This is a genomic window from Bradyrhizobium sp. JR4.1 (assembly GCF_040548605.1).
Taxonomy (GTDB): domain Bacteria; phylum Pseudomonadota; class Alphaproteobacteria; order Rhizobiales; family Xanthobacteraceae; genus Bradyrhizobium; species Bradyrhizobium canariense.
In genome coordinates this window covers 1-26,347 of the sequence record NZ_JBEPRY010000041.1, presented here as the reverse complement: position 1 = coordinate 26,347, position 26,347 = coordinate 1, and the positions used below count along the sequence as shown (strand labels likewise).

Below are 26,347 nucleotides of genomic sequence, written 5' to 3'. Positions count from 1 at the left end.
CAAAATGGCGGCATTGCTCCAACGGCTTGCGGTTTCTCTAGTCGTCCGATCGCACCGTCATTCCTCCATCCCGGCCGAATTGTCGGCAATCGGCGCGCGTCGCGGCCGTCTCGCGCCGGCTCAGTGCCGGCCGGGAAGAACCTTGTCCTTGACGGCTGTCCGCACATTGCTATCTCGAGCCGCCGCTTGCTTTTTGGGAATTCTGCTGACGTTCGCAGCGCCATCGGCCGGCAGAGCAGAGGCTGAATCGCGCGCACAAGCTGCGCGCTCCCCAAACCTGCTGCCACGCGTTGCATACGCCGCGTTCGTGACCGAGGCCTCGCATCGGTTCGCGATCCCGGAGCGTTGGATCCGTGCTGTCATGCAGGCCGAAAGCGGCGGCAATGCGCACTCCAGATCACCACAGGGAGCGATCGGGCTGATGCAAATCATGCCCGCGACCTGGGTCGACCTTAGCGTTCGTTACGATCTCGGTATCGATCCGTTTGATCCTCACGACAACATTATAGCTGGGGCAGCGTACCTTCGCGAGATGCTCGATCGTTTCGGATCGGAAGGGTTTCTGGCAGCCTACAATGCGGGACCAAAACGGTACGAGGAGCACCTGGCCACCGGTCGACCGCTTCCGGATGAAACACAAATCTATATCGCTAGACTCGCACCAGTGATCGGTATTGAGCAGCGCAACAGCGGTGGTTCGGCTGCCAGACGCTTCGCCGCGTGGCAGCAAGCGCCAGTCCTTGTTGAGCGGTCCGAGAGCTTATCCGCTGACGGCAACTCGGCATCTGGCGTTCGCACAATGAATTCGTCGAAAGCAGCGCCTAAGGCGGGTACGACTGCACTCGTACCTCGTGCGACGGGGCTGTTTGTGCGGCGATCAGACGAGGTGCGGTCCCGATGATCGCAATCGCATTTCCTCGCATGATGTCGAAGCTAGTCGCAACGTTGAGAGTGGTCGGCAGAGAGCCGGGAGTGAGCGACCGGGGAGGGCAGGATAAAAGCCGCAAGGTGCGGCCGGTCGGTTGTGCGAGAAAGTGTATCGATTTCAATGATCGAGTAAACATTACGGGGACTCAGAGCAAGGTTCATCTTTCCCCAAGGCGCTGTTCTTACACGGCATTCGGTACCTTGCGGCAGCCGGAATGACGCGTGACGATGATCTTCGGATCCGTCCCGGCCGTATCCGTTCCACGCGCGCGCCCCGGACAAAGCCCTTTTTGGCGCAGGCACTCACAGCCGCTCAGAAGGCCGGCGGCCTCTCGCGCGGCAAGCATGGTCGTGGCCGTAAATTTGGACGCGGCCGCGCCGCGAGCATCGCTGCGGCGCGGCTTCTCAACGCCCGCGCCCGGGGCGCAATGGTCAAGGCGCGGGTGGTGCGGCGGACGCGTTCGCCGGGCGCGTTGCGCGCCCATATCGGTTACCTGCGGCGCGATGGGGTCACGCGCGACGGCGCTCCGGGCAAACTATTCGACGCTGCGGGGGACGATGCGGACAGTCGCGCCTTCGTCACGCGTTGCGAGGGTGACCGCCATCATTTTAGGTTCATCGTCTCGCCTGATGATGCTGGTGAACTTGCCAGCCTGCGTAGCTTCACTCGGGAGCTGATGGACCAGGCCTCACGCGACCTTGGCACACGGCTTGACTGGGTCGCGGTCGACCATTGGAATACCGAGCATCCGCACATTCACATCCTCGTGCGGGGCCGTACGGATGACGGTGCCGACCTCGTCATCAGTCGTGATTATATCGCTATGGGCCTACGCGCCCGCGCCAGCGACCTTGTCACGCGCGAACTTGGCCCTCGCTCGGAGCTCGAGATCCGCCAGAGCCTTGAGGCGGACATGACAGCCGAACGCTGGACCAGGCTCGACCGGGCGCTTGCCCGGGAAGCGGGGACGGCGGACGGCCTCATCGATTTGAGGTTAGAGCGGGATGCCGGGCGCGATCCATTCCGGGAAATTCGGATCGGGCGGATGAGGACGCTCGAGCGGCTCGGCTTTGCGGAACCTGCGGGGTCCGCGGTCTGGGTCCTGGCCGCCGATGCGGAGGCGAGGTTGCGCGCGCTTGGCGAGCGCGGTGACATCATCAAGCGGCTGCACAAAAGCCTCACGCGGGACGGCGCCAGCCGTGCCCTCGCATCCTGGGAACTCGAGGGCGAAAGTCATGGCGAACCGATCGTCGGCCGACTCATCGCGCGCGGGCTTGATGACGAGCTCAAGGGCACCGCCTTTGCCATTGTCGATGGGATTGACGGGCGCGTGCATCACGTGAAGCTTCCTGACCTCGAGGCGGCCGGTGATGGGCCGATCGGCGGGATTGTGGAACTGCGCCGGTTTGCGGACGCCCGTGGTCGGACACGGATTGCGCTCGCGGTCCGCTCGGAACTCGTTCTGGACCAGCAGGTCGCGGCGGACGGAGCCACGTGGCTAGACCGGCAGCTCGTCGCGCGAGATCCTGCCGAACTCTCCCGCAATGCGTTTGGCGCCGACGTTCGTGCGGCACTCGAACAGCGCATCGATGTGTTGGCCGACCAAGGGCTCGCCCAGCGCGACGGCAACAAGGTTCGGCTAAGCCGCAATCTGGTCGACACCCTCCGGGATCGCGAACTCGACGTCGTCACACGTCGCCTCACGGAGGAAACGGGCCTTCCGCACTTGCCATCTGATGCAGGCGAGCAGATTTCGGGGATATATCGTCGGCGCCTGTCCTTGGCCTCGGGGCGCTTCGCGATGATCGACAACGGCCTCGGCTTTCAGCTTGTGCCCTGGTCGCCTTCGCTCGAGCGGGAATTGGGCAAACAGGTCAGCGGCATCGCCGGTCCAGGCAGCGTCAACTGGGACTTCGGGCGCAAGCGTGGCCTATCGCTCTGACCTGAGGTCCTGGCGCTGCACTGGCGCTGCACTGCGCCCGATTGCAGGGCGGGCGAAACTTGGTTGCCACCGTGTGGACTGGTCAATACGGAAAAATGGCAGTGGGAGCGACAGTGAGCAGCGAATCGCAGATGGAGGATCTACCGTTCTGGACCTATCTCTTTATCGCCTCCGGGTTCCCTCGACCTTGGTGGCGCTCGATCATCGACTGGACGCAGCTGTGTGGAAAAATGCGCCGTTCATCGCAAGCTTGCTAAGACTCGTCAGCCTCTCATCGGCCAAATCGGCTAGCCGGACCCTTCGAATCTACATGGCCATCCCGTGTTGCGGAAACGGCATGGGACCTTTGATCTTGAAGTGATCGGAAGGTGTCTGGCCGTGGCGTGATCGCGGTGACGGTACTTCCGTGCGCGCTGGTCCCGCATGCCGATGGTCAGATGCTGTGCAGAAGACTCAGCCGCTTCGCTCACCGCCTTTCCGTCGACCAGAGTCTAGTTTGTTGGACCCAGTTGTGCGGGTGTCATCGAGTGGGCGAATAACGATTTTAATCTGCTCGACTGTGGGGCATTCGCGCGAGGTTATCCGCGGCGAGCAATCGGACAACTCCGGGCCGGCAAGCCAGCTTGAGTGGATAGGCAAACTGCAACCGATTCGCGCAATAATGATGTGGCAAACGCTATTCGCCTGTCCCAATCTCCAGAGAGACCGCAACAGCTGATGTGCAACTTCCTAGCATCTAGCGGGCCAAAACAATAGGGCCCAATAGGCGACCGCCTGGAGGAGGGACTCGCTCGATACGGATCTGTGGGAGTATCTCGATGACCGTCGGCCCGGCAGTGTCGTCCCGCGGGAATAAGCTCTGCCGGGACGCTCCCGCATGAGCCTTATACTCCAACCCTCCGGGAACCCCGCCTCCTGCCGATTTAATCCGCCAACCTCCGCCTCATCAACAAGGAGTTGTGGCACTCCGCATGCTCTCTGGATCGCGCGCGCTTGACGGAGAGCTTAGGGGAAGACGCGAGTTAGCCTTCGCAGGAATCTATAACCCGGAGCGTCGCTTCGCGAAGCCGGCCGGTTCGCCTCGAGCGGCACCACGGTACGAGTTGATTCTGTCATCATCTGAGCGCGATCACGCGAAGCTGGTAGGGACAGTTCCTTGAGGAAGCCTGTTCTAGGCCGAGCGAACCTTTTCGGCCCAAACGCCGCTGCCCGATCTGATCCGCCGATCCCTTCGCTAGGGCGCGCGCGACTACGAGAAGCGTAAGCCCCTGATTGTAGCCAACAGGTCAGTGGTGTCGATATCCGCAAGCCATGTCTGCGACAAAAATCATCTGGCACCAGGTGATCCTGGTTTGCCTAATCGCGTTCACCTTCGTGTGGGCAGCGACCGAATGGACCGCCTATCAGCTTGCGTTCCAGCCGCAGCTTGGACCGGCCTGGTTCAGGTTGGGGAACTGGCCCATATACCAGCCGTTTGCCTTCTTCATCTGGTGGTTCGAATTCGACGCTTACGCCCCCACGCTATTCCTCCAGGGTGGCGCCATCGCCGGAAGTGGTGGGATCGCGGCAGTCGCCGCAGCAATGGTGCTTTCGGTCTTGCGCGCGCATGAGGCTCGCGATGTCACGACTTACGGATCAGCGCGTTGGGCCGATACGCGCGAGGTCAAACGGGCGGGGCTGCTAGGCGGCGATGGCCTCGTGCTCGGGCGTTTTGATGGTCGATATCTTCGCCATGATGGGCCTGAGCACGTGCTCTGCTTTGCGCCTACCCGTTCGGGCAAGGGGGTCGGCCTGGTTGTTCCAACTCTTTTGACTTGGCCGCGCTCGGTGATCGTCCACGATATCAAGGGCGAGAATTTCCAGTTGACCTCGGGATGGCGCGCACGCCTTGGAGATGTACTCTTGTTCGACCCGACAAACGCGGCAAGCGCGGCTTACAATCCCCTTCTTGAGATTCGGCGTGGTGATTGCGAAGTCCGAGACGCCCAAAACGTGGCGGATATCCTGGTCGATCCCGAAGGAGCGCTCGAGCGCCGCAATCATTGGGAAAAAACCAGCCATTCTCTGCTCGTCGGCGCTATCCTGCATGTCCTCTACGCTGAGGCTGACAAGACACTTGCCGGCGTTGCCAGATTCCTGTCGGACCCGTGCCGCCCGATCGAGACCACGCTGAATGCCATGCTTGCGACCCCTCATCTTGGCGATCGCGTTCATCCCGTCGTCGCTTCAGCTGCGCGAGAGTTGCTCAACAAGAGCGAGAACGAGCGGTCGGGCGTGCTGTCGACCACAATGAGTTTCCTGGGCCTTTATCGCGATCCGGTCGTCGCCAAGGTCACTGCGCGGAGCGACTGGCGGATTCGCGATCTCGTCGACCGACCGCAGCCCGTTTCGCTCTATCTCGTCGTACCGCCATCCGACATCGTCCGCACAAAACCGCTGATGCGGCTCATCCTCAATCAGATCGGACGGCGCCTGACCGAGAGCCTTGATCCCGATCATCACCGCCAAAAGCTCCTCCTGATGCTCGACGAGTTTGCAGCCCTTGGCCGGCTCGACTTCTTCGAGAGCCAGCTTGCCTTCATGGCGGGCTATGGCATTCGGAGTTTCCTGATCACTCAGAGCTTGAATCAATTAGAACGCGCCTATGGGCCGAACCACGCGATCCTCGACAATTGCCACATCCGGATCGCCTTCTCCACGAATGACGAGCGCACCGCTAAGCGCGTCTCGGACGCGCTGGGGACCGCGACCGAACTGCGCGCCATGAAAAACTATGCCGGGCACCGCTTAAGCCCCTGGCTTGGACACTTGATGGTGAGCCGTCAAGAGACGTCCCGTCCGCTCCTGACGCCCGGCGAAGTCATGCAGCTCTCATCGAAGGAGGCGATTGTGATGGTGTCGGGCCTCCATCCCCTGCGGGCCACTAAGGTTCGCTACTATGAGGACCCGCAATTTCAGAAGCGAATCTTTAAGCCCGCTAACACAGGGACGATTCTCTTGTCTACGCGCCAGGATGAGGACTGGTCAGGGCACCCGACCGCTGCACCCTCGATCGAATTGGTTGCGCCTCGGCAGCGAAAGCGTAGCGATCCGAACGGGGGGCTGCGGCGCGAGCCAGAATTGCCGCAGCACGAGGAGATCGAAATCAAGGCGCCGCTCGCGGAACATGAGTTCGATACTGGTCCCGATGAGCCGGACGCAGATACGGTCCAGGCACAAGCCCTAAGCCGCGCAATGCAGGGAGTAGCGCGCGCGACCAGCCTCGATTCTGACGATGGCATGGATCTGTGAGCGAGCCGAAATTGGTGAAAAAGATTCAGCTCAGCATCTACCTTGATCCGCAGACATTCAGAACGCTTGATGTCTTCGCAGAGCGTCGCGGCCAACCAAAGTCGCTGGTCGCAGAGGCCGCGATCGCGTCATTTCTCTCGCCCGACGATTCCGACCGACGCGAGGCGGTTGTTGCCAAGCGGCTGGATCGGATCGCGCGGCTGCTCGAACGTCTCGAACGCAATGACACCATCATGCTGGAGACGCTCGCCCTGTTCATCCGCTTCTGGTTGACGTCGGTGCCAGCGTTACCAGAACAGTCTAGTCCAGCCGCCCGAGCCAAAGGCGCCGAACGCTACGATCGGTTCATTGAAGCACTTGGCCGAAGGCTTTCTAGCGGATCAACCGTTCTGAAAGAGGTGAGCTTCGATTTGAACGCCGGAACTCCAGAGTGATTCGATGGCCGGCGGGCGGACGATGCAGAAGGGAATTTACGAGGGTGCTTGCGCCGAGTACATTTCCGCCACAACAACGATAGGACCGAATCGAACAGAGCGAGCGCGTTAGATCAGGGCCGGGGTAGATTTCTGAGCGGGCAGCATGACATGAATGCTGAATCTGAAGCGAGTTAAGAAAAGACTCGGCCTCGATTCGAGCTGCCGCTCAACCGAGTGAGGCCGCTTGCTTGAGCAAGCGCAAGCCTTTCCAGTCTTCGCAAGGTCTTCTCAATGGTTGCCGCTACCAGTCTTTGCGGATTGCACGGCAGGTCCTCTGTGTTAGCAATCCACATTGTCCGGCCTGACTTCGCGAACACCATATCGAAAAATGCGAAAACATACACTGCCCCAAAGCTCAGCGAATCGGTGCGACGGATCCGTTTACGTCGGATAGCAATCAGGCGGTGCCTGAGACCGCCTGCAATAAGTTTCCGGATTCAAAAGGCACGCGAACTAAATCACCCTGTTTCGATGAAAGGGACAACTGGGCCCAAGAGAAGCACATCAGTTTGGAGCCGCTCAATGAGGCCCAATTCCCCCGGGTGGGACGATGGCCAAGCATCCTCGCACCAAGATCAATCTGATCAGCTCTTTCGCCTCGCGGCCAGACGGCCTGCCCAAGCAGAGTGCGCAAGGCCACGGGATGGAAGCTTGTCCCGATGCCGCTGATCGCCAAGCGGTGCAAGATGCAGCTGATTGCCAAGTTGAGAAGGGCAACGTCACTCGCAAGAATGGCAAGATCGCCAGCAAGAGCGGCCACTTCACCACGTACTGCATGACGGCGCATCATTCGACTACGGCAGTAGCCGACGCGACTACCCACACGGCGGGCAGAAACTCTTATCCCTCAATGCATAAGCCAAACGATGCGGAAAACACGTCATGAGCCATACTCCTGCAGGGCGTTGCGCAGCTATGCGGGACAGGGAAGTTTAGCTATTGCCGCTTTTCGCGCCGGCTATCCCGCTTCGAAGGGAATGCGCGAAACTATCATAGCCCATTTCGATGCCAATGCGGAAATCGCGAAACTCGGCTCGCTCGCGGAAGCAACGCAGCAGAGCTTTGACGTCTTGAACGTCAATTTCCGCAGATCCTAGTCAACGTTCAAAAGGCATTGCGTCTGATGCGCAACGGCAGCGCGATCGTTTTCACGGCTTCTTTGTCCGATCCCGCGCCCGAAATCGCGGCCACATCCACCGTGTCGGCAACGAAGGGTGTACGGCGCAACTTCACCCGAAGGCTTGGCGTCGAGCCGATCCGCCGAAGCGTCCGGGTAAACGCCGAGAGCTCGGGCGTCACCGAAGGCCCACTGTTTAGGAGGCTCAGCATTGCCGAAGTCAGCGTGCAAGAACACGGAAAGGCCCTGCTGGAGCAGATATCCGCGAAACGTTTCGGAAAGCCGCGGAAGATCGCGGCGGGTGACTGTTCTCGCTTCCGACGACGCATCCTACATCACCGGCATCGACGTGGCTGTCAATGGCGGACGCAGCTCATAGCCCTGAGTCCAACAAGCCCTGCCGGTGTGCTCGAACCAGCCACACGAGACGCCATCAAGATTCACTACTGTCGCCGCACGTTACTCCGGCAGGTGCGGGCGCGCCCTCAGTAAACAACCGCAGTCTCAGGGCGCAGTATCCACGCCTATGCTGGCCGGATGGAGCAATCAGTACCTTTTCACGTGCCGCGTACCGGCATGAACGGCAGCACCTGCTGATAGGAGTGGAGCAGATCGGTCCCGACACTCATCTGCCGGTCGTTTGTCCGGCATGCTCGTTGGTCCATTTGGCGAATGCCTCCATCGGCAAGCTGCTCGGCGACCGCAGTGCTTCCGAAGTGCGGTGAGGCGGTCGACCGGTGACATCCGGCATGCTCACTCCGGTTTGGGTGCGCATCCTTTCCCGATGTAAGTCGTGTATCGTCATCCCCGGAAAAATCCGGCGCCTTGGAGCCACATGCGAGGGTCGATGCTTGCTGCCGCTGCAGACGTCGCAGCCGACCTCGCTGCCGGCGCTCTTCGTCAAGCCTCGCCAGCATCGGAGACGGAGCTCACGGCTGGCACGGCGCGGGGAAGCGGCAGCGTGCGTTGAAGGTTGCGGCTGGCCGGCGAAGGCTTGCCGACGTTGGCATCGTATCCCTCGGCCAGCACCAGAAGCCGCTTTCGCGTGAACGGGTCGGCCTTATCGGCCAGATCGCGGGCCCGCTGTGCTAAGCCCCTGTAGAACTCGACATCCATGATGTGCCCCACTCAACGCTACCAAGGTCGCACTTAAGTACATCGACGGCTCCGACGTCAAGGCGGGCGAGCAGGGTGGGCGCGTCGCGGAATATTCTGCGACGAGCCTGTAGCAGCCGATCTGGCGCAACGAAGCTCGCCGTCGGCAGTGGGCAATTCAAATCGCAGTCCTGCATCGGATCCGGAAGGTGCCCGGAGTGCGGGGGACCGACGAATCTCCTGCCTTGTGAAGATGGGAACGAGGAGCGCTACGTCTGCAGCCACGCCGAGGGGGACCCGCTGCGCGATCCAGCCGTCCGCGAATGGGGCCGACAGTCCCCCTGACGCCTCCCGACAAGTGAGTGGTCGCACTGGAGTCAGCGGATACATTTTGATGATCCTGAGGGGGCTCGGCGCGCGGCGCGCGAACGGTTGTGCATACCGGAAATCGACAAGGCGGGTGTATTCCGTCGCGCGCGCATGAGCTGGTGCGCTTGGTATTGAGGCGCATTGGGTGGAAAGGGATGATGCCGGCGCATTTTCCGCGGTCGTTCCTTCTTTGTCCGATCGGTAGCTTTTTCGATCTCAAGCAAGGGTGCAGGTACCGTCCGCGAAATCGCTTGTCTGTGGGCGACCTCACTGTCTAGAGGGACAAGAGGCTACGAGACGTCTGGTCTTTCGGAGTCCGCCGTTTCTTTCTTTCGGTACACCAGACTGCGACCAGGATGTTCCCGCGGTTGAAGCGGCATGCGGTCTCGGCCCTTTTGTCGTGCGTCATCGCAGGGATATTCGTTTCGACCGAACATCCAGAGCACGCGCGTGCAAGCGCGGGCGGTGTGCAGTCGCAGAGAGAAGGAAGCCGGAGTATGCAGATTAGCGGTGAGCGCCGGCAAGAACCGAGCTCAAGTCGGAATGAAGCTGAGGTGGACGCGCAGCCGAGCCCAAGCGAAGCTCAGCGCACCAGAAAGATAACGATTCAAGTTTCGGAGAGCATCTTCCAGCGACTTGAAGCCGCGACTGACCGCCCGGGGATGGGCAAGAGCGTCGTCGTAGAGGCGGCTCTTGATCGCTTCCTAGATCCGGCGCCGCCTATAGAGGGTCTTGTTTACGAGGCCATCGATCGAACGAATGAGCAGGTGCTCGGTCTACGTACGGACATCGCGAAGATCGCGGAAATAGTGGCCCTCCATGCGCGATACCATCTCACGCTGACGCCGCCGATGCCGCCATCAAAGCAGGACGAGGCGTGCGTACTCGGGCTTGAGCGCTTTAAGGCCTTTGCCGAGCAGGTCGATCGTCGGGTACGGCTTGGCCGGCCCTTGCTGCAGGAGACAATTGATCGCGTTGGAAATTCCAGGCGATCCGGGTCTGAAACGGGCGGCGGGGCGTCACGCGCCGCTGCACGGGCGCCAGTTGAAGAAGAACGCCACTGTGTGGCCGCCGTAGGTGAAAAATCGGAAGCGTGTGCTGTCGCCGAGGAGGGCGGCAGCAAGATCAACTTTCGACAGTTGCCAAACGCCTTCTGCTAGCGCCAAAAGCCGCGCTCGGAGATGCACGCGCAGCGATGCCGCCGGGCGGATATCACGCGAAAAGCTGGTCATCCGGCCTTGGAGCTGGCGGATCATCTCTTACGTGTTCCTTCCCTTTGCCGCGGGATATTATCTTTCCTACCTGTTTCGGATGATCAATACGCTCATTTGTGGCCGCCTCGCCTCTGAATTCGAGCTTGGTACAGCCGATTTGGGTCTGCTGGCCTCGATCTACTTTCTGATCGTTACCGGCAGCCAGATCCCGCTCGGCATACTCTTGGATCGCTTTGGTCCGCGCCGGGTCCAAAGTGCGCTCTTGCTGCTGGCCGCCGCAGGCGCTGCACTTTTCGGATTATCGAGCGGATTCCTGTCGCTTCTGCTTGGTCGCGCGATGATAGCGTTTGGCACCGCAGCTTCCCTCATGTCTGGCCTGAAAACAATTGTCCTCTGGTTTCCGAGAGAGCGCGTGGCGCTCGTCAATGGCTATATGATCATGCTGGGTGCACTGGGCGCGGTGACGGCAACCGCACCAGCCGAGGCATTGCTTAACTGGATAGGCTGGCGCGGTCTATTTGAGGTGCTTGCCGCATCCAGTACCACCGCAGCCGCTGTGATCTATTTTTTAGTTCCAGAGCAAGACGTAGCTACGACGAGTCCTCGAGGGATAGTCAGTCTGAAGACCGTCTATACGGATGGGCGGTTCTGGAGAATTGCGCCGATTTCTTCAACATGTATCGGATCCGCATGGGCCCTGCAGTCCTTGTGGGCAGCGTCTTGGCTGAGCGATGTGGAAGGGTTGGATCGAGCAAGCCTTGTCACACAATTGCTCATCATGGCGATAGCCCTAAGCATTGGCGCATTGCTGCTCGGTGCAATCGCCGATTCGCTGCGCCGGCATGGCAAGAACATTGAAACGTTGCTTGCGATCATAGCTGCTGTGTTCATTGCAGCCGAGCTCGCGCTGATCTTGCATCCACCTTTCCTGTCGCTTCCGTCATGGATCATTGTGGCGGTGGTGGGATCAGCAATCGCCCTCAGCTACGCGATCATCGGAGATTACTTTCCGGCCGAATTGATCGCCCGCGCAAACGGCGTGCTCAACGTTCTGCATTTCGGATGGGCTTTCCTGGTCCAGTACGGGACGGGGTTAATTCTCGAGCAATGGCCGGCAAAGGACGGACACTACCCCTCAATCGCGTATCAGACGGCGTTCAGTATCAATGTGCTGCTGCAGCTGGCCGCGCTGGTCTGGTTCATCGCCCCTTGGCTCAAAAAGTTGAACTGGAAATCTCAAATCGCCCTCAAGCGCAAGTCGACGGACCAAAGCAGGTCAGTTCACGTCGTGATCCCCAGCGCTGAAATGGTCATCCTGGAAACCGATCAGGATGGGGAGTGGTGAACTCGGCCTTGCTGCCTGTCTTCCCGCCTCGTCGGTCTACAGGTGCGTCAAGAACGTTCGGCCGACTGATTGCCTGAGATGCCCCAAACAGCTGGTCGGATATGCGACATGCGTCGCAAGGTCGACAGGAATGATACGAAAAATGTGTAATATCAATGAGCGCTGACTGGCATGCGACTTGCTATTTTTCTCGGCAGAGCCAGGTAAAGCGAGTTTGAGCAATGACCAGTCTGACCTTGAGCGCAAGTCAAGTCGGTGCGGCGAATGTGCTGAGTGTCGGTTCGCGGGCCCCCTTGATCAAAGTTGAGGACTGGCTACGTGGCCAGCCGGTTACAAAGTTCGAGCCTGGGAAAGTATACATCGTCGAATTTTGGGCGACGTGGTCCGGAATATGTATCGCCTCAATGGCCAATTTGGTGATCCTGCAAGACAAATACAGGAACAATGGAGTTGAGGCGGTGGGCATCGCGGCTCACGAACAAGCTTTGACGGCAGATGAAGCGCGAGCCAGCCTGGACGCCTGGTTGACGAAGAACATGCCGAATCTGAACTACGCGATCGCATTCGACTACGCGGACGAAATGAACAAGCTTTGGATGGATCCCAGCTTTTCTGTCGGGATTCCCACGTCATTCGTGGTCGACCGTGACGGCCGCTTGGCCTTTATCGGCCATCCGACGCAACTCGATAACGCGTTGCCCAAAATTATGAACGGCTCCTGGGTAGTGAGCGATGAAGCCAAAGCGCTGGATGCGGAGAGGATAAACACGGGCCGACGCAGAAAGCGCGAACTATCGCAGAAGCGAGCGCTGGTGGAGCCGATCTTTGCCAGACTTGAACCCGCCGTGAAAAGTAAGGATTGGGCGGCAGCCCTTTCGGCGGTTGAGGAGGCACTCGCTGCGATGCCGGACGAGGTCACCTTCCGCGGGCTTCATGCGGAATTGTTGCTTCACAAGATGCGCGACATGGGGGCCGGCCTGCCGGTATTGCGCCAATTGGTTCGCGACGCGATCGACAAGAAATCGTTGGTTTGGATGAGCGTGGCCATCCGCCAACTGTTCGACCCAGCGAAAGACTACTCCGGTTTCCCACATGCAGAGCGCTTCGCCATGGGCAAGGACCTCTCCGAACACATCCTGGCGGCGAATCCGCCTCAAGGCAGCGAGAGCGCGAAGTTCCTGTCGTACGGGGCGGTCGCTCAGTACTATTACGAGGCCGGTAAGAGGGATCGCGCGATCGAATTGGCCGAGGTGGCGCTGCAGTGGCTGGATGCAGCGCCTGCCTCGGATCGTGCGAAACGTGACGTCGTGCACGGCTCTCTCCAGGCCTTGGCGAGCTACAGGAGTGAGAAGCTCTCACACGAGGAGTGCTGTTCAGCGCCGCAAAACACGGCTCCCGAAAAACCGGAATCGAGATCGCCAAGGGAAGCAGCGTGAGCAATGCTGCTTGGCATGTCTTTTCGGCCTCGTGGTTTTGCGATCGAAATCGATGCCGATTGGGAATGTCGGGACATTCACCTTGAGGTGAGGACAAGACGAGTGAGCGGTTGAACGCGGGCGAGCCGACCACCACAAGATATTTACGGCGAATGTTTCTTCAAGATGCGCCACGCTTGGGTGTGATAGGCGAGAGTGCCTGTCCAGGTGAAGAGTGGTCGCCGGCTGCTAAGGCTGGCGTCTTAGAAGATGCTGGATGGCATCTTCGAACAACAAAAAAATAGAAATGGGTGGTGACGCTGATGCTTTCCAGCTCTCAAGGAAGCTTTCTCAAGATTCCATCGCTGCTCTCAGAAGCGCTTCAGAACCTCGTTTCGCTTAGACGGCAAGCCGATTCGGGAGAGGTGCCAATCCGTGGCTCTGGACTGTGCTGTTCGGAGCCGTCAGATTCCCCTGCGCCCCGCACTGAAGGAACACTGAGCGAAGCTGTACCTTCATTGACACCCCTCTTTGCTACCACGGCCCCGGGGGGAGCGTGATGTACAATCGCCGCCAGCGCCGCTCTGTCGAAGCCGCCGCCCTGTTCCAGCCATCTGGCCCCTGGTACAAAGTTCTTTACGTCCAGGTACTCATAGCGATCCTGATTGGCATTCTCGTTGGCTGGTTGTGGCCTGCTGTGGGGACGAGCAGCTGGGTCAAAGCACTTGGTGATGGCTTCATCAAGCTGATCAAGATGGTGATCGCGCCGATCATCTTCTGCACTGTTGTGTCCGGAATTGCGCATGTTCAGGATGCACGAAAGGTCGGCCGAGTCGGGGTCAAGGCGCTGCTTTACTTCGAGATCGTATCAACCTTCGCGCTTGTCCTGGGTCTCGTGATGGGCAATCTCGTTCAGGTAGGTCATGGGCTCGCTCCCAGGGCTGATGCCGCGGCGGTAGCCAACTACGTCAAGTCGGCGGAGGGGCAGAAGGCGGTCGATTTCCTCCTCAATATCATTCCTGATAGCGTGGTTGGCGCCCTGGCGCGAGGCGACGTGTTACAGGTGCTGCTGTTTGCCATCCTATTCGGGTTCTCGTTGATGGCGCTTGGCGAGCGAGGTGAGCGGATGCGCGGTCTGGTTGACGATGCTGCGCACGCGGTGTTTGGTGTCATTAGGATCGTGATGAAGGCCGCGCCGATCGGAGCGTTCGGCGCGATGGCCTACACCATCGGCGAATTCGGCCCCTCCGCGCTCGGTAAACTCATCGGATTGGTTGCGCTGTTCTATGTGACAGCCGGGCTCTTCGTGCTCATTGTGCTTGGCCTGATCGCGCGCTTGGTCGGCTTTTCTATCCTAAAGTTCATCGTCTACATCAAGGATGAGCTGCTGATCGTGCTCGGAACGTCGTCGTCCGAAAGCGCGCTGCCGCAGTTGATGGAAAAGCTCGAACGGCTGGGCTGTTCCAAGCCGGTCGTTGGCCTAGTGGTGCCGACAGGATACTCTTTCAATTTGGATGGGACCAACATTTACATGACGTTGGCGACCTTGTTCATCGCACAGGCGCTCGGGGTCGATCTCAACTTTGGCCAGCAGCTCACGATACTGGTTGTGGCGATGCTCACCTCGAAGGGCGCAAGCGGTGTTACTGGTGCCGGCTTCGTCACCCTGGCCGCAACGTTGACGGTGGTCAGTCCTGAGCTTGTGCCGGGCATTGCGATCGTATTCTCGATCGACAAGTTCATGAGCGAGGTGCGCGCGCTTACGAACATCATCGGGAACGGTGTTGCCGCGGTATTCGTGTCCTGGTGGGAAGGCGAACTCGACCATGTCTCGCTACACGCGCAGCTCAAGTAGATGTGCGAGCTCAGCTCGGCCCGGCGACGGCCAATACCGTCGCCAACAGAATGCCGCGGGCCAGCAAAAGTCGCGGTTCAATCCTGTTCGGGAGCGCCAGCTAAAGGCGGCAAGATTTCCAGAACTTGCTGCAATTGCGGACTAGAAATCACTCTTTGAACTCCTGCATTTTGCGTTGGCAATTCTCGTGCAGTAGTCGGCCGGCCTGATTTGGAAGAAATGGTCCTGCAGGGGGCGCGACACTCGGGGTGGTGTACCAGACCAGCCTTTCGGATTGGTGTTTGCGGCAGCCCGCCGGCTGGTGTGGTTCATTATCCCCGGGTTGAGCTTTCCCAAAAATGCGGGATCTCAATCGTGCCCACGTGGGCGAACGACAGTGGTTCAGGAGAAGCAACGGAGCCTGAGCAAACATCGCTACCGCGAGAGGCGTAGAAATAGTCAACGCTGGTCATTGCTGATTTCTCGCCTCGCCGTCGGCGCGTCAAGCCAGCTCTTTTCAAATGCTTCTTCTTCTACGCTAGGCTACGAACGGCATATCCCCTTTGTTGCGGTAATACAGGACCTGCCTTTTATTGCCTCCAGATGAGGCGCCGAAGCGGCCTCAGCAGCTTGGGGCAAATCGTGGCGATCCATTCTTTTGATTCAGAAGCGAACTTGCGCGGAGCGCGTATGCTGCGTACCGCGCTGGGGCCTGCGATCGCAGGATATTTGGAAGATCCGGCAATCGTCGAGGTGATGCTCAATCCCGATGGCCGATTGTGGATCGACCGACTGTCGAGCGGCCTTACGGATACTGGCGAGAATATATCCCCCTCTGATGGAGAGCGAATTATTCGCGTGGTGGCTCACTACGTGGGTGCCGAGGTTCATCCGGGGAGCCCAAGGATCTCTGCCGAGCTGCCCGAGACGGGGGAGCGGTTCGAGGGGCTGCTGCCGCCGGTCGTTGCCGCGCCAACATTCGCGATCCGAAAGCCGGCGGTTGCCGTGTTCAGCCTCGAGGATTATGTCGCGGTTGGCATCATGACGCCGGATCAGGCCGGCGCATTGAGGGATGCAGTTCGCGCGCGCAAGAACATTCTGGTCGCCGGCGGCACCTCCACCGGCAAGACGACACTGACCAATGCCCTTCTCGCCGAGGTCGCTAAAACGACTGATCGGGTCGTTCTCATCGAAGATACGCGCGAGCTTCAGTGCTTGGCGCCAAACCTCGTGGCGCTTCGCACGAAGGACGGCTTGATCTCGCTCTCCGACCTGGTCCGTTCGTCGCTTCGCCTGCGCCCCGATCGTATTCCCATTGGTGAGGTGCGCGGAGCCGAAGCGCTCGATTTGCTCAAGGCTTGGGGCACAGGACATCCGGGCGGAATCGGCACGATCCATGCCGGAACGGCGCTCGGGGCGCTACGCCGGCTCGAGCAACTGGTCCAGGAAGCTGTCGTCACAGTCCCGCGGCCGCTTATCGCCGAAACAATCAACGTGATCGCGGTGCTCAGCGGCCGCGGCGCCGAACGCCGCTTGAGCGAGCTCGCCCGCGTCACCGGCTTAGGAGCATCAGGTGATTACAGCCTATCTGCAATTGGAGACCGGTCATGACGATGCCTTCATCTCTTCGCCGCGCCAGCATTCCGGCCACGGCCATTGTGACCCTTTGGCTGAGCAGTGTCCCGGCTTGGGCCGCTGGCTCAAACATGCCGTGGGAGCAGCCGCTCAATCAGATTTTGCAATCGGTCGAGGGTCCCGTCGCCAAGATTATCGCCGTCATCATTATCATCGTGACCGGGCTATCGCTCGCATTTGGCGACACGTCTGGTGGCTTTCGTCGCCTGGTTCAGATCGTGTTCGGTCTGTCCATTGCCTTTGCGGCATCAAGCTTCTTTCTGTCTTTCTTCTCCTTCGGCGGCGGCGTGGTGATCTGATGGAGGCGCCTGTCGCAGGCTTTATCGCGCCCGTGCATCGTGCGCTCACCGAGCCGATCCTGATGGGCGGTGCGCCGCGCGCCGTGGCGATCGCCAACGGCACGTTAGCGGCTGCACTCGTTCTTGGGCTGCGCCTGTGGGTTGCCGGCCTTCTTTTCTGGTTCGTCGGCCACATGGCCGCCGTCTGGGCCGCAAAACGCGATCCCGATTTCGTGGAAGTCGTGCGCCGGCACGTCCGCATTCCAAGCCACCTCAGCTCCTAGAGTTGCATATGATGAATCTTGCCGAATACCGCCGCTCGAATACGCGCCTTGCCGACTTCCTCCCCTGGGCCGCGCTCGTCGACGAGGGAATTGTATTGAACAAGGATGGCTCGTTTCAGCGGACGGCGCGGTTCAGGGGACCGGACCTCGACAGTTCTGTGCCGGCTGAGCTTGTTGGGGTCGCAAGCCGGCTGAACAACGCGCTCCGGCGTCTCGGATCGGGGTGGGCGGTTTTCGTCGAGGCGCAACGGCATTCGGCAGGGCGCTATCCGCCCGACACGTTCCCGGATGTCGCATCCGCCTTGGTCGACGCGGAGCGGAAAGCGCAATTTGAAGAGACAGGCGCTCATTTTGAATCAAGCTATTACCTGACGTTCCTTTATTTGCCGCCAGCGGAGGGGGCCGCCATGGCTGAGCGGCTCCTGTACGAGGGCAGTCATCGCACGGGCGTGGTAGATGCACGAGAGGTGCTGGGCGGCTTCATCGACCGGACCAACCGCGTCTTGCAGCTTGTGGAAGGCTTTATGCCGGAGTGCAGGTGGCTCGATGATGAGGCAACACTGACCTACCTGCACTCGACGATCTCGACCAGGCGGCATCGGGTTCGCGTCCCTGAAATCCCCATGTATCTCGACGCGCTACTTGCCGATCAGCCGCTCACGGGTGGACTCGAGCCGATGCTGGGCGAGGCGCATTTGCGCGTTCTGACGGTGGTGGGCTTTCCGACCGCGACCACCCCCGGGATTCTCGATGACCTCAATCGGTTGCCCTTTCCATATCGCTGGTCGACCCGGGCCATCATGCTCGATAAGGCGGATGCTTTAAGGCTCCTGACCCGGATCCGACGGCAATGGTTCGCCAAGCGGAAGTCGATCGCCGCGATTCTGAAGGAGGTGATGACGAACGAGGCTTCAAGTCTTCTCGATAGTGATGCTCACAACAAGGCGATTGATGCAGATAGCGCGCTTCAGGAACTGGGCTCGGATCAGATCGGTGAGGCCCTTGTAACAGCGACGGTCACGGTCTGGGACAGGGATGGCGGCGCCGCCGACGAAAAACTGCGGCTCGTCGAGAAAGCGATCCAGGGGCGGGACTTCACCTGCATGGTGGAGACAGTCAATGCAGTGGAAGCCTGGCTCGGCAGTCTGCCGGGACAAACTTACGCCAACGTCCGTCAGCCGCCGCTTTCCACCTTGAATCTTGCCCATATGATCCCGCTTTCGGCCGTATGGGCCGGTGAGGTGAGGGACCACCACTTCAAAGCGCCGCCGCTTTTCTTCGGCAAGACCGAGGGATCGACCCCGTTCCGGTTTTCACTGCATGTTGGAGATGTCGGGCACACGCTGGTTGTCGGGCCGACGGGAGCCGGAAAGTCGGTTCTGCTCGCGCTCATGGCGCTGCAGTTCCGCCGCTATGACGATGCGCAGATCTTTGCCTTCGATTTTGGCGGGTCGATCCGGGCAGCTAGCATCGCCATGGGAGGAGACTGGCACGATCTCGGCGGCGCGATTGGGAGCGAAACCAGTGAGTTTGTCGCTCTCCAGCCTCTTGCGCGCATCGATGATATCGCAGAGCGCGCCTGGGCATCCGAATGGATTGCCTCGATTCTAGCCCGTGAACGGATCGATGTCGGCCCCGAAACCAAGGATCACGTTTGGTCGGCCCTGACGTCACTCGCCTCGGCTCCCCTTGAAGAGCGTACGCTCACGGGCCTTTCCGTTCTTCTCCAATCCAATGCCTTAAAGCGCGCACTACACCCTTTTTGCTTGGGTGGGCCGTATGAGCGGCTCTTGGATGGCGAAGGCGAGCGGCTTGGGGATTCATCCGTGCAGGTCTTCGAGACCGACGGATTGATCGGGACGCCCGTCGCGTCGGCAGTGCTCGCCTATCTGTTCCACAGGATTGAGGATCGTTTCGATGGCCGTCCAACGCTCCTTATCATCGATGAGGGCTGGCTCGCGCTCGATGATGCCGGGTTTGCGGGCAAGCTTCGCGAATGGCTCAAGACTCTGCGCAAGAAGAACGCCTCAGTCATTTTCGCAACCCAGTCGCTTGCCGACATCGATGGCTCGGAAATCGCGCCCGCCGTCATCGAGAGCTGTCCAACCCGAATTCTGCTCCCGAACGACCGCGCTATCGAGCCACAAATCACCGCGATTTATCGGCGCTTTGGACTGAACGACCGCCAGATCGAGATCCTCGCCCGCGCGACCCCCAAGCGTGATTACTACTGCCAGTCGCGCTGCGGCAATCGACTGTTCGAGCTCGGTCTTGGCGAGATCGCGCTCGCCTTTACGGCCGCCTCTTCCAAGACCGACCAGGCGCTCATCGAGCGGGTGCTGGCCGAGAAGGGAAGGGAGGAATTCGTCATGGGTTGGCTACAGGCGCGCGATCTTGGTTGGGCCTGCGACCTTATTCCGCAGCTAGCCAGGCATGGAGGAAGCTCATGAGTCGGTTCGGTCTCCTCCTGGCGGCGAGCTTGATCGCCATTGCTGTTTCGGAGGCGCCTCGGCAAGCCAGCGCGCAGTGGATCGTGTTCGATCCGAATAATTATGCACAGAACTTGCTGACGGCTGCGCGCGAATTGCAGCAGATCAACAACCAGATCACTTCGCTCCAGAACGAGGCGCAGATGCTGGTCAATCAGGCCAAGAATCTCGCAAATCTGCCATACTCGTCCTTGCAGCAGCTCGAGCAATCGATTCAGCGCACCCAGCAGCTTCTCGCTCAGGCGCAGAGAATTGGCTACCAGGTCCAACAAATCGACAGCGCATTCTCAACCACCTACGCCCCCTCATCTGCGAGCATGTCCGACCAGATGCTGATCGGTAACGCCCAAGCGCGCTGGCAAAATTCGGTGGCCGGTTTCCAAGACGCCATGCGGGTTCAGGCCACCGTTGTCGGCAATCTCGACACCAACCGCACGCAATTATCGGCGCTCGTGACCGCCAGCCAGGGAGCGACAGGCGCGTTGCAGGCAAGCCAGGCCGGCAATCAGCTGATCGCACTTCAGGCGCAGCAGCTTGCCGATCTGACGGCCGCCGTCGCAGCCCAAGGGCGCTCGCAAACTCTTGAGTCGGCCCAACGCGCTGCGGCCCAGGATCAGGGCAGGGAGCAGCTCCGGCGCTTCCTTCACCAAGGCCAAGCCTATCAACCCACAACCGTGCAGATGTTCCACTAATGACCAGTAGATTTGAACGGATGTCTACCGCGATCGCCTTGGCGCTCGCTGCCCTCGTCGTTGCCGCCTGCGCAATCCAGCTCCGTGGCAACGAAACCGAAACAGCTCAGTCGAATGCCTCGCTAGATCACGTTGCAAATCCTGTGGCGGCGAAGCTCGAGCGTTGCCGCGCCGTCACCTACGAGCAGCGGGACGCTCTTCTTGAATGCCAGAAGATCTGGGCCGAGCAGCGCCGGCAATTCCTCAGCCAAAAGGACAGGTTTTCGCCGCGTTCAGACAGCGAGGCGGCAAGCGCTGGGCCAGCATCACCTGTGCCGCCAAAGGACAACAGCCGCTTGCCTTCGGGCTACCCCATCGTTCCCGCCCGAAGTGAGTGACCGATGGGCAGCACCGGTGTCATCGACCAGTTCCTCGAGACGTTTACCCGATATATCGACTCCGGGTTTGGTCTCTTGGGCGGGGAAGTCGGGTATCTCGCGACCACGCTTGCCGCCATCGACCTGACGCTTGCGGGCCTGTTCTGGTCGTTGGGGACCGAAGAGGACATTATTGCCCGTCTGGTCAAGAAAACCCTGTTTGTCGGTGTGTTTGCATATTTGATCGGCAATTGGAACAGCCTCGCGCGCATCGTCTTCGAAAGCTTTGCCTCTTTAGGCCTTAAGGCCTCAGGCACGAGTCTTTCATCAGCAGATTTTTTAAGGCCAGGTCGCATTGCGCAAGTTGGGCTGGATGCCGGGCGGCCGATCCTGGACTCGATCTCCTCCTTGATGGGTTACGTCAGCTTCTTCGAAAACTTTGTCCAGATCGCGGTTCTGCTGTTCGCATGGATTGTCGTGCTGCTCGCCTTCTTCATTCTGGCAATCCAGCTCTTCGTTACTCTGATCGAGTTCAAGCTGACGACACTTGCAGGGTTTGTGCTGATCCCCTTCGGCCTGTTCGGAAAGACAGCCTTTGCGGCGGAGCGGGTCTTGGGAAACGTCATCTCCTCCGGCGTGAAGGTCTTGGTTCTGGCCATGATCGCCGGCATTGGCTCGACCTTGTTCTCGCAGTTCACGGCCGGCTTTGGCGGCAACCAGCCCACAATCGAGAATGCGATGGCTTTGGTGTTGGGCGCTCTTTCCTTGTTGGGGCTCGGCATCTTCGGACCCGGTATCGCCAACGGCATCGTCTCCGGAGGGCCTCAGCTTGCTGCGGGCTCAGCCATTGGTGCGGGCCTTGCGGCCGGTGGTGTCGTGGCGGCCGGAGCCGGTCTTGCCTCCGCCGGCGCTGCGTTGACCGGAACTGCGGCGGCTGGTGCCGCCACCGGGGCGAGAGCTTTTACGAGCGGCGCGTTTGGCGGAGGTGGACTGTCGCGTGCGACGGAGGCCTCGCCTGCGGCAAGCCCATTGCGCTCCCTCGCAGCTCGTTTTGCCGGAGCTGATGGTACCAGCGGTGGTGCCGCTAATAGCTCGTCAGCCGCTTCATCTGAAAGCCCACCTTCATGGGTTCGCCGCATGAAGCGCGCCCAGACGATCAGTCATGGAGCATCAGCTGCGACGCAGGCGGTTCGCTCAGGCGAGCACGGTGGCAGCGGTGGGTCGGTCGATCTCTCGCAAGAGGACCGCTGACGCGTCGTTCTGAAATCCCAATCTCCTTTACGTGTTGAGGTTACAGCATGTTCAAACGATCGGACGTCCACTATGGCCGCACGCCCGAGCCGGTCACGCCCTATCAGCGCGCCGCGCAAGTCTGGGATGACCGCATTGGCTCAGCGCGTGTCCAGGCCAAGAACTGGCGCCTGATGGCCTTTGCCTGTCTGCTTCTCTCCGGGGGCTTTGCCGGCGCCCTGGTCTGGCAGTCGGCCCAGGGAACCGTCACGCCATGGGTCGTGGAAGTTGACCAGCTGGGTGAAGCGAAAACTGTTGCGCCCGCGAACGCTACCTATCAACCGAGCGATCCGCAAATCGCGTTTCACCTGGCCCGGTTCATCGAGCATGTACGCGGGTTGCCGCTGGACGCAATTGTGCTGCGACAGGACTGGCTGCGTGCCTACGATTTTGTCACCGATCGCGGTGCTGCCGCGCTCAATGACTATGCCCGCACCAACAATCCCTTCGACAAGCTCGGAAAAACGCAAGTTGCCGTCGAGGTCTCAAGCGTCATCAGGGCCTCACCCGAGAGTTTTCGCTTAGCCTGGATCGAGCGCCGCTATGACAACGGTCAGCTTGCCACGACCGAGCGGTGGAGCGCGATCCTCACCATCATTGTGGACGTGCCGCGCGATCTCGATCGCCTGCGGAAGAACCCCCTGGGCATTTATGTCAACGCAATCAATTGGTCGAAGGAGCTCGGCTAGTCATGCTGTCAGGTCTTGTATTTGTAATAGAGAAAGTCCGGCCAACCCTGCGGCTCGCTCTTCTGGTCTCTGTGTCTGCCCTCGGCGGCTGCACCGTCTTCAAGCCTCCACAGATCAGCTATGATAGCGAGGTCCCGCCGCTGCCAGACCTGCCGGCGCTTGCCGAGGATCGTCCGCGACCGCTGCATGTTCCGCCCGCTTGGCGGCCCGCGCGCGGCGGAAAAAATGCCGAGGCCAAAGAGCCCATCGAGCGCATCGAAACGGCAAACGATGCGGCACGGGTGCAGCCCCGAAAGGCCGGCTACTTCAATGCTGTGCAAGTGTTTTCCTTCAGTGCCGGCGCGCTTTACCAGATCTACGCCGCGCCCGGGCAGATCACTGATATTGCGCTGCAGCCCGGCGAGCAACTGATCGGCTCAGGGCCGGTCGCCGCCGGAGATACAGTGCGCTGGGTCGTTGGCGACACCGAGAGCGGCAGCGGCGATACGCGCCGTGTGCATATCATGGTGAAACCGACCCGCCCTGCGATCGAGACCAACCTCGTGGTCAACACTGACAGGCGCACCTACCTGATCGAGCTTCGCTCCCGCGAGAAGCCCTACATGCCATCGGTCGCGTGGTTTTATCCCGAGGACAGAGCTTCGCGTAGCAAAACTCTGCCGCCCACCCCCATGATTCCGGATCTGACACAGCGCCGCTATCGTTACAGCATCGAAGGAGACAGTCCGCCGTGGCGTCCTGTCAATGCCTATGATGACGGCCGCAAGGTCTATATCGAATTCTCAGGCGGTATCGGTCAGGGCGAAATGCCGCCACTCTTTGTGATCGGGCCTGACGGCGACACCGAACTCGTAAATTATCGCGCTTATGGAAACCTGCTGATCGTCGACCGTCTCTTCGCAGCCGCCGAATTGAAACTGGGCGGGGAGCACCAGCAGAAGGTCCGGATCGTGCGAACCGACGGGAGATCCTCGTGACCGATACTGATCAGGGGAATGCAAGAGGCGAAGATGCTCCTCGGCCCGCGACGTCGGAAGAGGTGGGTGAACGCTTGCGGCTCCGCGCCGCGCCGCCGCAGGTTGCGCGCCTATCCCGCAAAGTGCTTGCAGGGGCCAGTGCTTTGGCGCTCGTTCTGATCTGCGGCGCCGCGTTCTGGGCCCTGCAGGGCAAGAGATCACAAGTGCCTGCTCCGGATGAGCTTTACTCGACCGATCACCACAACGTCGCCGATGAGGTCACGACACTGCCCAAGGACTATGCCGCGCTGCCCAAGGACGTGCCACGACTTGGACCGCCTTTGCCGGGCGATCTTGGCCGGCCAATCGTTGCGGCCCAAGGCTCGTCCTCATCGAGTGCCCTTGGGATTGATGCCGAACAGCAGCGGGTCAATCAGGAATCGGAGGCGGCCCGCATCAGCAAGGTCTTTGTCAGCAGCAATGTCCGGCCCCCGGCAGCCGTGACATCGCCGGGAGAGGCGCCTTCAACGGCGTCGAGCTCCTCCAATGAGGTCTTCGCCCAGAACGCGCAGGAACGAAAACTCGCCTTCGTCAATGCACCGGTCGATAAGCGCACAACGAGCTTCGACCGTTTGGCAAATCCGGCCTCCCCTTTTATGGTTCAAGCTGGCACCGTTATTCCAGCTGCCCTCATCACGGGAATCCGCTCCGATCTGCCAGGCCAGATCACGGCGCAGGTCACGGAAGCGGTGTATGATAGTCCCACGGGGCGGGCTCGCCTTATCCCGCAGGGAGCAAGGCTCATCGGTACTTACGACAGCCAAGTCGCGTTCGGACAGTCGCGGGTGCTCCTGGTGTGGACGCGGCTCATCATGCCGAATGGACGATCGATCGTGCTGGAGCGCCAGCCCGGTGCCGATGCGGCGGGCTACTCCGGCCTTGAGGACCAAGTCGACACTCATTGGAGGGAGCTGTTGGGAGCGGCTGCGCTCTCGACCCTTCTTGCTGTGGGCACCGAGGTGAATTCCGGCGCGAATAGCGGTAACAGCAACAGCGACCTCATCGCCGCGCTCCGTCGCGGGGCAGGCGATTCGATAAATCAGACGGGCCAGCAGGTGGTCCGTCGCAATCTCAACATCCAGCCGACGTTGACGATCCGTCCGGGATTTCCGGTGCGCGTGATTGTAAACCGCGACTTGGTGCTTGAGCCATACAGAGGGTGAAGAACTTTGCCGAAGCTTAAACTCGGAGCAATCGAAGACGACAAGCCGGTTAAGGTCACGCACGAACTGCCGGCGAGCATCCACCGGGATCTCGTGGCCTACGCCGATATCCTCGCGAAAGAGACGGGACAACCGGTCGGAGATCCTGCCAAGCTTATCGCACCCATGTTGGAGCGGTTCATGGCGGCCGACAGGAGCTTCCGGAAGGCTCGCCGGCAGCGTCAGTGTCCGAGCGGAGGTGAGGGATAGCGCTCGGAGAGCAACTTAAGGAAGGCGGCCCGGGCGGGATTTTCATTGTCGGCTCGCCAGTATGCCGAAAACGCGAAATGGCTCGGACCGGCATCGTCGCGCAGCTCGCGGTAGACGAGGTCTGCATCGTTGATGATCGTGTCGGATTCTAGCACGAGGCTGATTCCTGTGTTCGTGCTGATCAGACCCTTGATCATTCCGCGACTGACGTCATGCCGCTCGATTCTGGGACGATCCTCGCGTGAGGCGAGCTTGGAAATCAACAAGTCTTCCAATTCGTTTCCGGCGTCGTCATGGCTCAGCAGCACCGTCTCTCCGCGTAGGTCGGTCCAGTAGACAATGTCGCGCGCGGCGAGGTTATGATCATGAGGTAAGGCGACCAGAACACGCTCGCTCCATAAGGACATCGCTTTATTGTCGAGTAACGGCAGGTTCCCTGTGACGATCAGGACGTCGAGAACGCCGTTGCGAAGTGCCGCTGCCAGACGGGTCCGCGATCGTTCGACTGTCACCACTTCGATCTGCGGGACGGCCTGTTTGAACTCGAGCAGTGAGGCTTGCAGACTGCCCGGCGAAAGCGCAGTGCAGAAGCCGACACTCAGCCGGCCGGTTTGTTGTTTTGAACGGATCTCGCGGTTGCGATGAGTGCGTCAAATTCCTCCAGAATACTCCTAGCGAGCCGAAGAACGTCACAGCCGGCGCGGGTTGGACGCACACCTCCGCTATGCCGCTCAAAAAGGGCAACACCCAAGTGGTGTTCTATCTCGGCGATTCTCCGGCTAACATTCGACTGTTGCGACCTGAGTAACTCCGCGGCTCCACGAAAGCCGCCGCAATCGGCCGCAGTAACGGCCGATCTCAGATGTTTCAGTTCAAGCGCTTTGCCGGCATGAAGAGAAGGTCTTGATCGAAAGAAATTGTGCATTTTTAATGCTCAACCGGAGATCCCGATAGGGAGCGATGCCGCAACTGATCGTACTTCGAAAGGCCTACGCGGCCGCTCGGATCACCGGCGCCCAAAGCACCGGACCCGCGATGCGCCCCATCTTGCGGATACGCTCCAAAGCATCGTTCGATACCTCCAAGGGCGGATTCAAACGGTCGTCGCAACACCAGGAGTTTGGAGGTTGCGATGAACGTTGTAAGGCGCAGATCGGCGCGGTCAGGACGAGCCCCATTG

The 26,347-nt window shown here is 60.2% G+C and carries 24 protein-coding genes and 1 pseudogene; 21 read left to right on the top strand and 4 right to left on the bottom strand.

Annotated features, from left to right (window positions below; all coding sequences use genetic code 11):
- The first annotated feature begins 4 nt into the window (after positions 1-4).
- The 6 genes from ABIB90_RS39030 to ABIB90_RS39005 all read left to right on the top strand — a co-directional run bounded on the left by ABIB90_RS39030 (position 5) and on the right by ABIB90_RS39005 (position 8,246).
- Positions 5-901: a lytic transglycosylase domain-containing protein gene (locus ABIB90_RS39030; protein ID WP_354202698.1), complete on the top strand. Its 897-nt coding sequence runs from the start codon at positions 5-7 to the stop codon at positions 899-901.
- Between the two features lie 241 nt (positions 902-1,142).
- Positions 1,143-2,870 (top strand): relaxase/mobilization nuclease domain-containing protein, encoded by a 1,728-nt coding sequence (locus ABIB90_RS39025; RefSeq protein ID WP_354202697.1) that lies wholly within the window; start codon positions 1,143-1,145, stop codon positions 2,868-2,870.
- A gap of 1,311 nt (positions 2,871-4,181) precedes the next feature.
- Positions 4,182-6,161: a conjugal transfer protein TraG gene (locus ABIB90_RS39020; protein WP_354202696.1), complete on the top strand. Its 1,980-nt coding sequence runs from the start codon at positions 4,182-4,184 to the stop codon at positions 6,159-6,161.
- 14 nt (positions 6,162-6,175) lie between these two features.
- Positions 6,176-6,595 carry a CopG family transcriptional regulator gene (locus ABIB90_RS39015; RefSeq protein ID WP_027515717.1) on the top strand — a complete coding sequence of 140 codons (420 nt, stop codon included), beginning with the start codon at positions 6,176-6,178 and terminating at the stop codon, positions 6,593-6,595.
- 592 nt (positions 6,596-7,187) lie between these two features.
- A complete protein-coding gene (locus tag ABIB90_RS39010) occupies positions 7,188-7,523 on the top strand; it encodes a hypothetical protein (RefSeq protein WP_354202695.1) in 336 nt (111 codons plus the stop codon).
- A 237-nt stretch (positions 7,524-7,760) separates the two neighbouring features.
- Positions 7,761-8,246: an SDR family oxidoreductase gene (locus ABIB90_RS39005; protein ID WP_354202694.1), complete on the top strand. Its 486-nt coding sequence runs from the start codon at positions 7,761-7,763 to the stop codon at positions 8,244-8,246.
- Positions 8,247-8,654: 408 nt separating this feature from the next.
- Here the strand turns inward: ABIB90_RS39005 and ABIB90_RS39000 are convergent, their stop codons facing one another.
- The gene (locus tag ABIB90_RS39000) at positions 8,655-8,870 is read right to left on the bottom strand and encodes a hypothetical protein (protein ID WP_279668490.1); all 216 of its coding nucleotides are present in this window, start codon (positions 8,868-8,870) and stop codon (positions 8,655-8,657) included.
- An 845-nt stretch (positions 8,871-9,715) separates the two neighbouring features.
- On the opposite strand from ABIB90_RS39000, the gene ABIB90_RS38995 reads away from it, so the two are divergent.
- The 15 genes from ABIB90_RS38995 to ABIB90_RS38925 all read left to right on the top strand — a co-directional run bounded on the left by ABIB90_RS38995 (position 9,716) and on the right by ABIB90_RS38925 (position 25,167).
- Positions 9,716-10,378, top strand: a complete 663-nt coding sequence (locus ABIB90_RS38995) for a hypothetical protein (protein WP_354202693.1) — start codon at positions 9,716-9,718, stop codon at positions 10,376-10,378.
- Between the two features lie 103 nt (positions 10,379-10,481).
- The gene (locus ABIB90_RS38990) at positions 10,482-11,777 is read left to right on the top strand and encodes an MFS transporter (protein WP_354202691.1); all 1,296 of its coding nucleotides are present in this window, start codon (positions 10,482-10,484) and stop codon (positions 11,775-11,777) included.
- Between the two features lie 221 nt (positions 11,778-11,998).
- Positions 11,999-13,213: a TlpA disulfide reductase family protein gene (locus ABIB90_RS38985; protein ID WP_354202690.1), complete on the top strand. Its 1,215-nt coding sequence runs from the start codon at positions 11,999-12,001 to the stop codon at positions 13,211-13,213.
- 538 nt (positions 13,214-13,751) lie between these two features.
- The gene (gene dctA, locus ABIB90_RS38980) at positions 13,752-15,047 is read left to right on the top strand and encodes a C4-dicarboxylate transporter DctA (RefSeq protein WP_279668486.1); all 1,296 of its coding nucleotides are present in this window, start codon (positions 13,752-13,754) and stop codon (positions 15,045-15,047) included.
- Positions 15,048-15,668: 621 nt separating this feature from the next.
- Positions 15,669-16,637, top strand: a complete 969-nt coding sequence (gene trbB, locus ABIB90_RS38975) for a P-type conjugative transfer ATPase TrbB (protein ID WP_502918259.1) — start codon at positions 15,669-15,671, stop codon at positions 16,635-16,637.
- A complete protein-coding gene (locus ABIB90_RS38970; RefSeq protein ID WP_430640214.1) occupies positions 16,634-16,960 on the top strand; it encodes a TrbC/VirB2 family type IV secretion system protein in 327 nt (108 codons plus the stop codon). Before trbB ends, ABIB90_RS38970 begins: the two co-directional genes overlap by 4 nt.
- A complete protein-coding gene (locus ABIB90_RS38965) occupies positions 16,960-17,223 on the top strand; it encodes a VirB3 family type IV secretion system protein (RefSeq protein ID WP_354202689.1) in 264 nt (87 codons plus the stop codon). Before ABIB90_RS38970 ends, ABIB90_RS38965 begins: the two co-directional genes overlap by 1 nt.
- Positions 17,224-17,231: 8 nt before the next feature.
- On the top strand, positions 17,232-19,673 hold the full coding sequence (gene trbE / locus ABIB90_RS38960; RefSeq protein ID WP_354202688.1) for a conjugal transfer protein TrbE: 2,442 nt from the start codon (positions 17,232-17,234) through the stop codon (positions 19,671-19,673).
- Entirely contained in the window at positions 19,670-20,404 is a 735-nt protein-coding gene (gene trbJ / locus ABIB90_RS38955) for a P-type conjugative transfer protein TrbJ (protein WP_279668482.1), read from the top strand. The genes trbE and trbJ overlap by 4 nt, the downstream gene beginning before the upstream one ends.
- Positions 20,405-20,424: 20 nt before the next feature.
- The gene (gene trbK-alt / locus ABIB90_RS38950) at positions 20,425-20,781 is read left to right on the top strand and encodes a putative entry exclusion protein TrbK-alt (RefSeq protein ID WP_354202686.1); all 357 of its coding nucleotides are present in this window, start codon (positions 20,425-20,427) and stop codon (positions 20,779-20,781) included.
- Positions 20,782-20,784: 3 nt separating this feature from the next.
- Positions 20,785-22,011: a P-type conjugative transfer protein TrbL gene (gene trbL / locus ABIB90_RS38945; RefSeq protein ID WP_354202685.1), complete on the top strand. Its 1,227-nt coding sequence runs from the start codon at positions 20,785-20,787 to the stop codon at positions 22,009-22,011.
- 47 nt (positions 22,012-22,058) lie between these two features.
- Positions 22,059-22,739 (top strand): conjugal transfer protein TrbF, encoded by a 681-nt coding sequence (gene trbF / locus ABIB90_RS38940; RefSeq protein ID WP_279668479.1) that lies wholly within the window; start codon positions 22,059-22,061, stop codon positions 22,737-22,739.
- 2 nt (positions 22,740-22,741) lie between these two features.
- Entirely contained in the window at positions 22,742-23,716 is a 975-nt protein-coding gene (trbG, locus tag ABIB90_RS38935; RefSeq protein WP_354202683.1) for a P-type conjugative transfer protein TrbG, read from the top strand.
- Entirely contained in the window at positions 23,713-24,918 is a 1,206-nt protein-coding gene (locus tag ABIB90_RS38930; protein ID WP_354202682.1) for a TraB/TrbI/VirB10 family type IV secretion system protein, read from the top strand. The genes trbG and ABIB90_RS38930 overlap by 4 nt, the downstream gene beginning before the upstream one ends.
- A 6-nt stretch (positions 24,919-24,924) precedes the next feature.
- Positions 24,925-25,167 (top strand): DUF2274 domain-containing protein, encoded by a 243-nt coding sequence (locus ABIB90_RS38925; protein ID WP_354202680.1) that lies wholly within the window; start codon positions 24,925-24,927, stop codon positions 25,165-25,167.
- On the opposite strand, the gene ABIB90_RS38920 is transcribed toward ABIB90_RS38925, so the two are convergent.
- The 3 genes and pseudogenes from ABIB90_RS38920 to ABIB90_RS38910 form a co-directional block, all read right to left on the bottom strand.
- Positions 25,140-25,730 carry a LysR family substrate-binding domain-containing protein gene (locus tag ABIB90_RS38920; protein WP_354202709.1) on the bottom strand — a complete coding sequence of 197 codons (591 nt, stop codon included), beginning with the start codon at positions 25,728-25,730 and terminating at the stop codon, positions 25,140-25,142. The genes ABIB90_RS38925 and ABIB90_RS38920 overlap by 28 nt on opposite strands.
- A gap of 35 nt (positions 25,731-25,765) precedes the next feature.
- Positions 25,766-26,092: a LysR family transcriptional regulator gene (locus ABIB90_RS38915; RefSeq protein WP_354202679.1), complete on the bottom strand. Its 327-nt coding sequence runs from the start codon at positions 26,090-26,092 to the stop codon at positions 25,766-25,768.
- Positions 26,093-26,156: 64 nt separating this feature from the next.
- A pseudogene (locus ABIB90_RS38910) lies at positions 26,157-26,347 on the bottom strand (hypothetical protein); the annotation flags it as partial.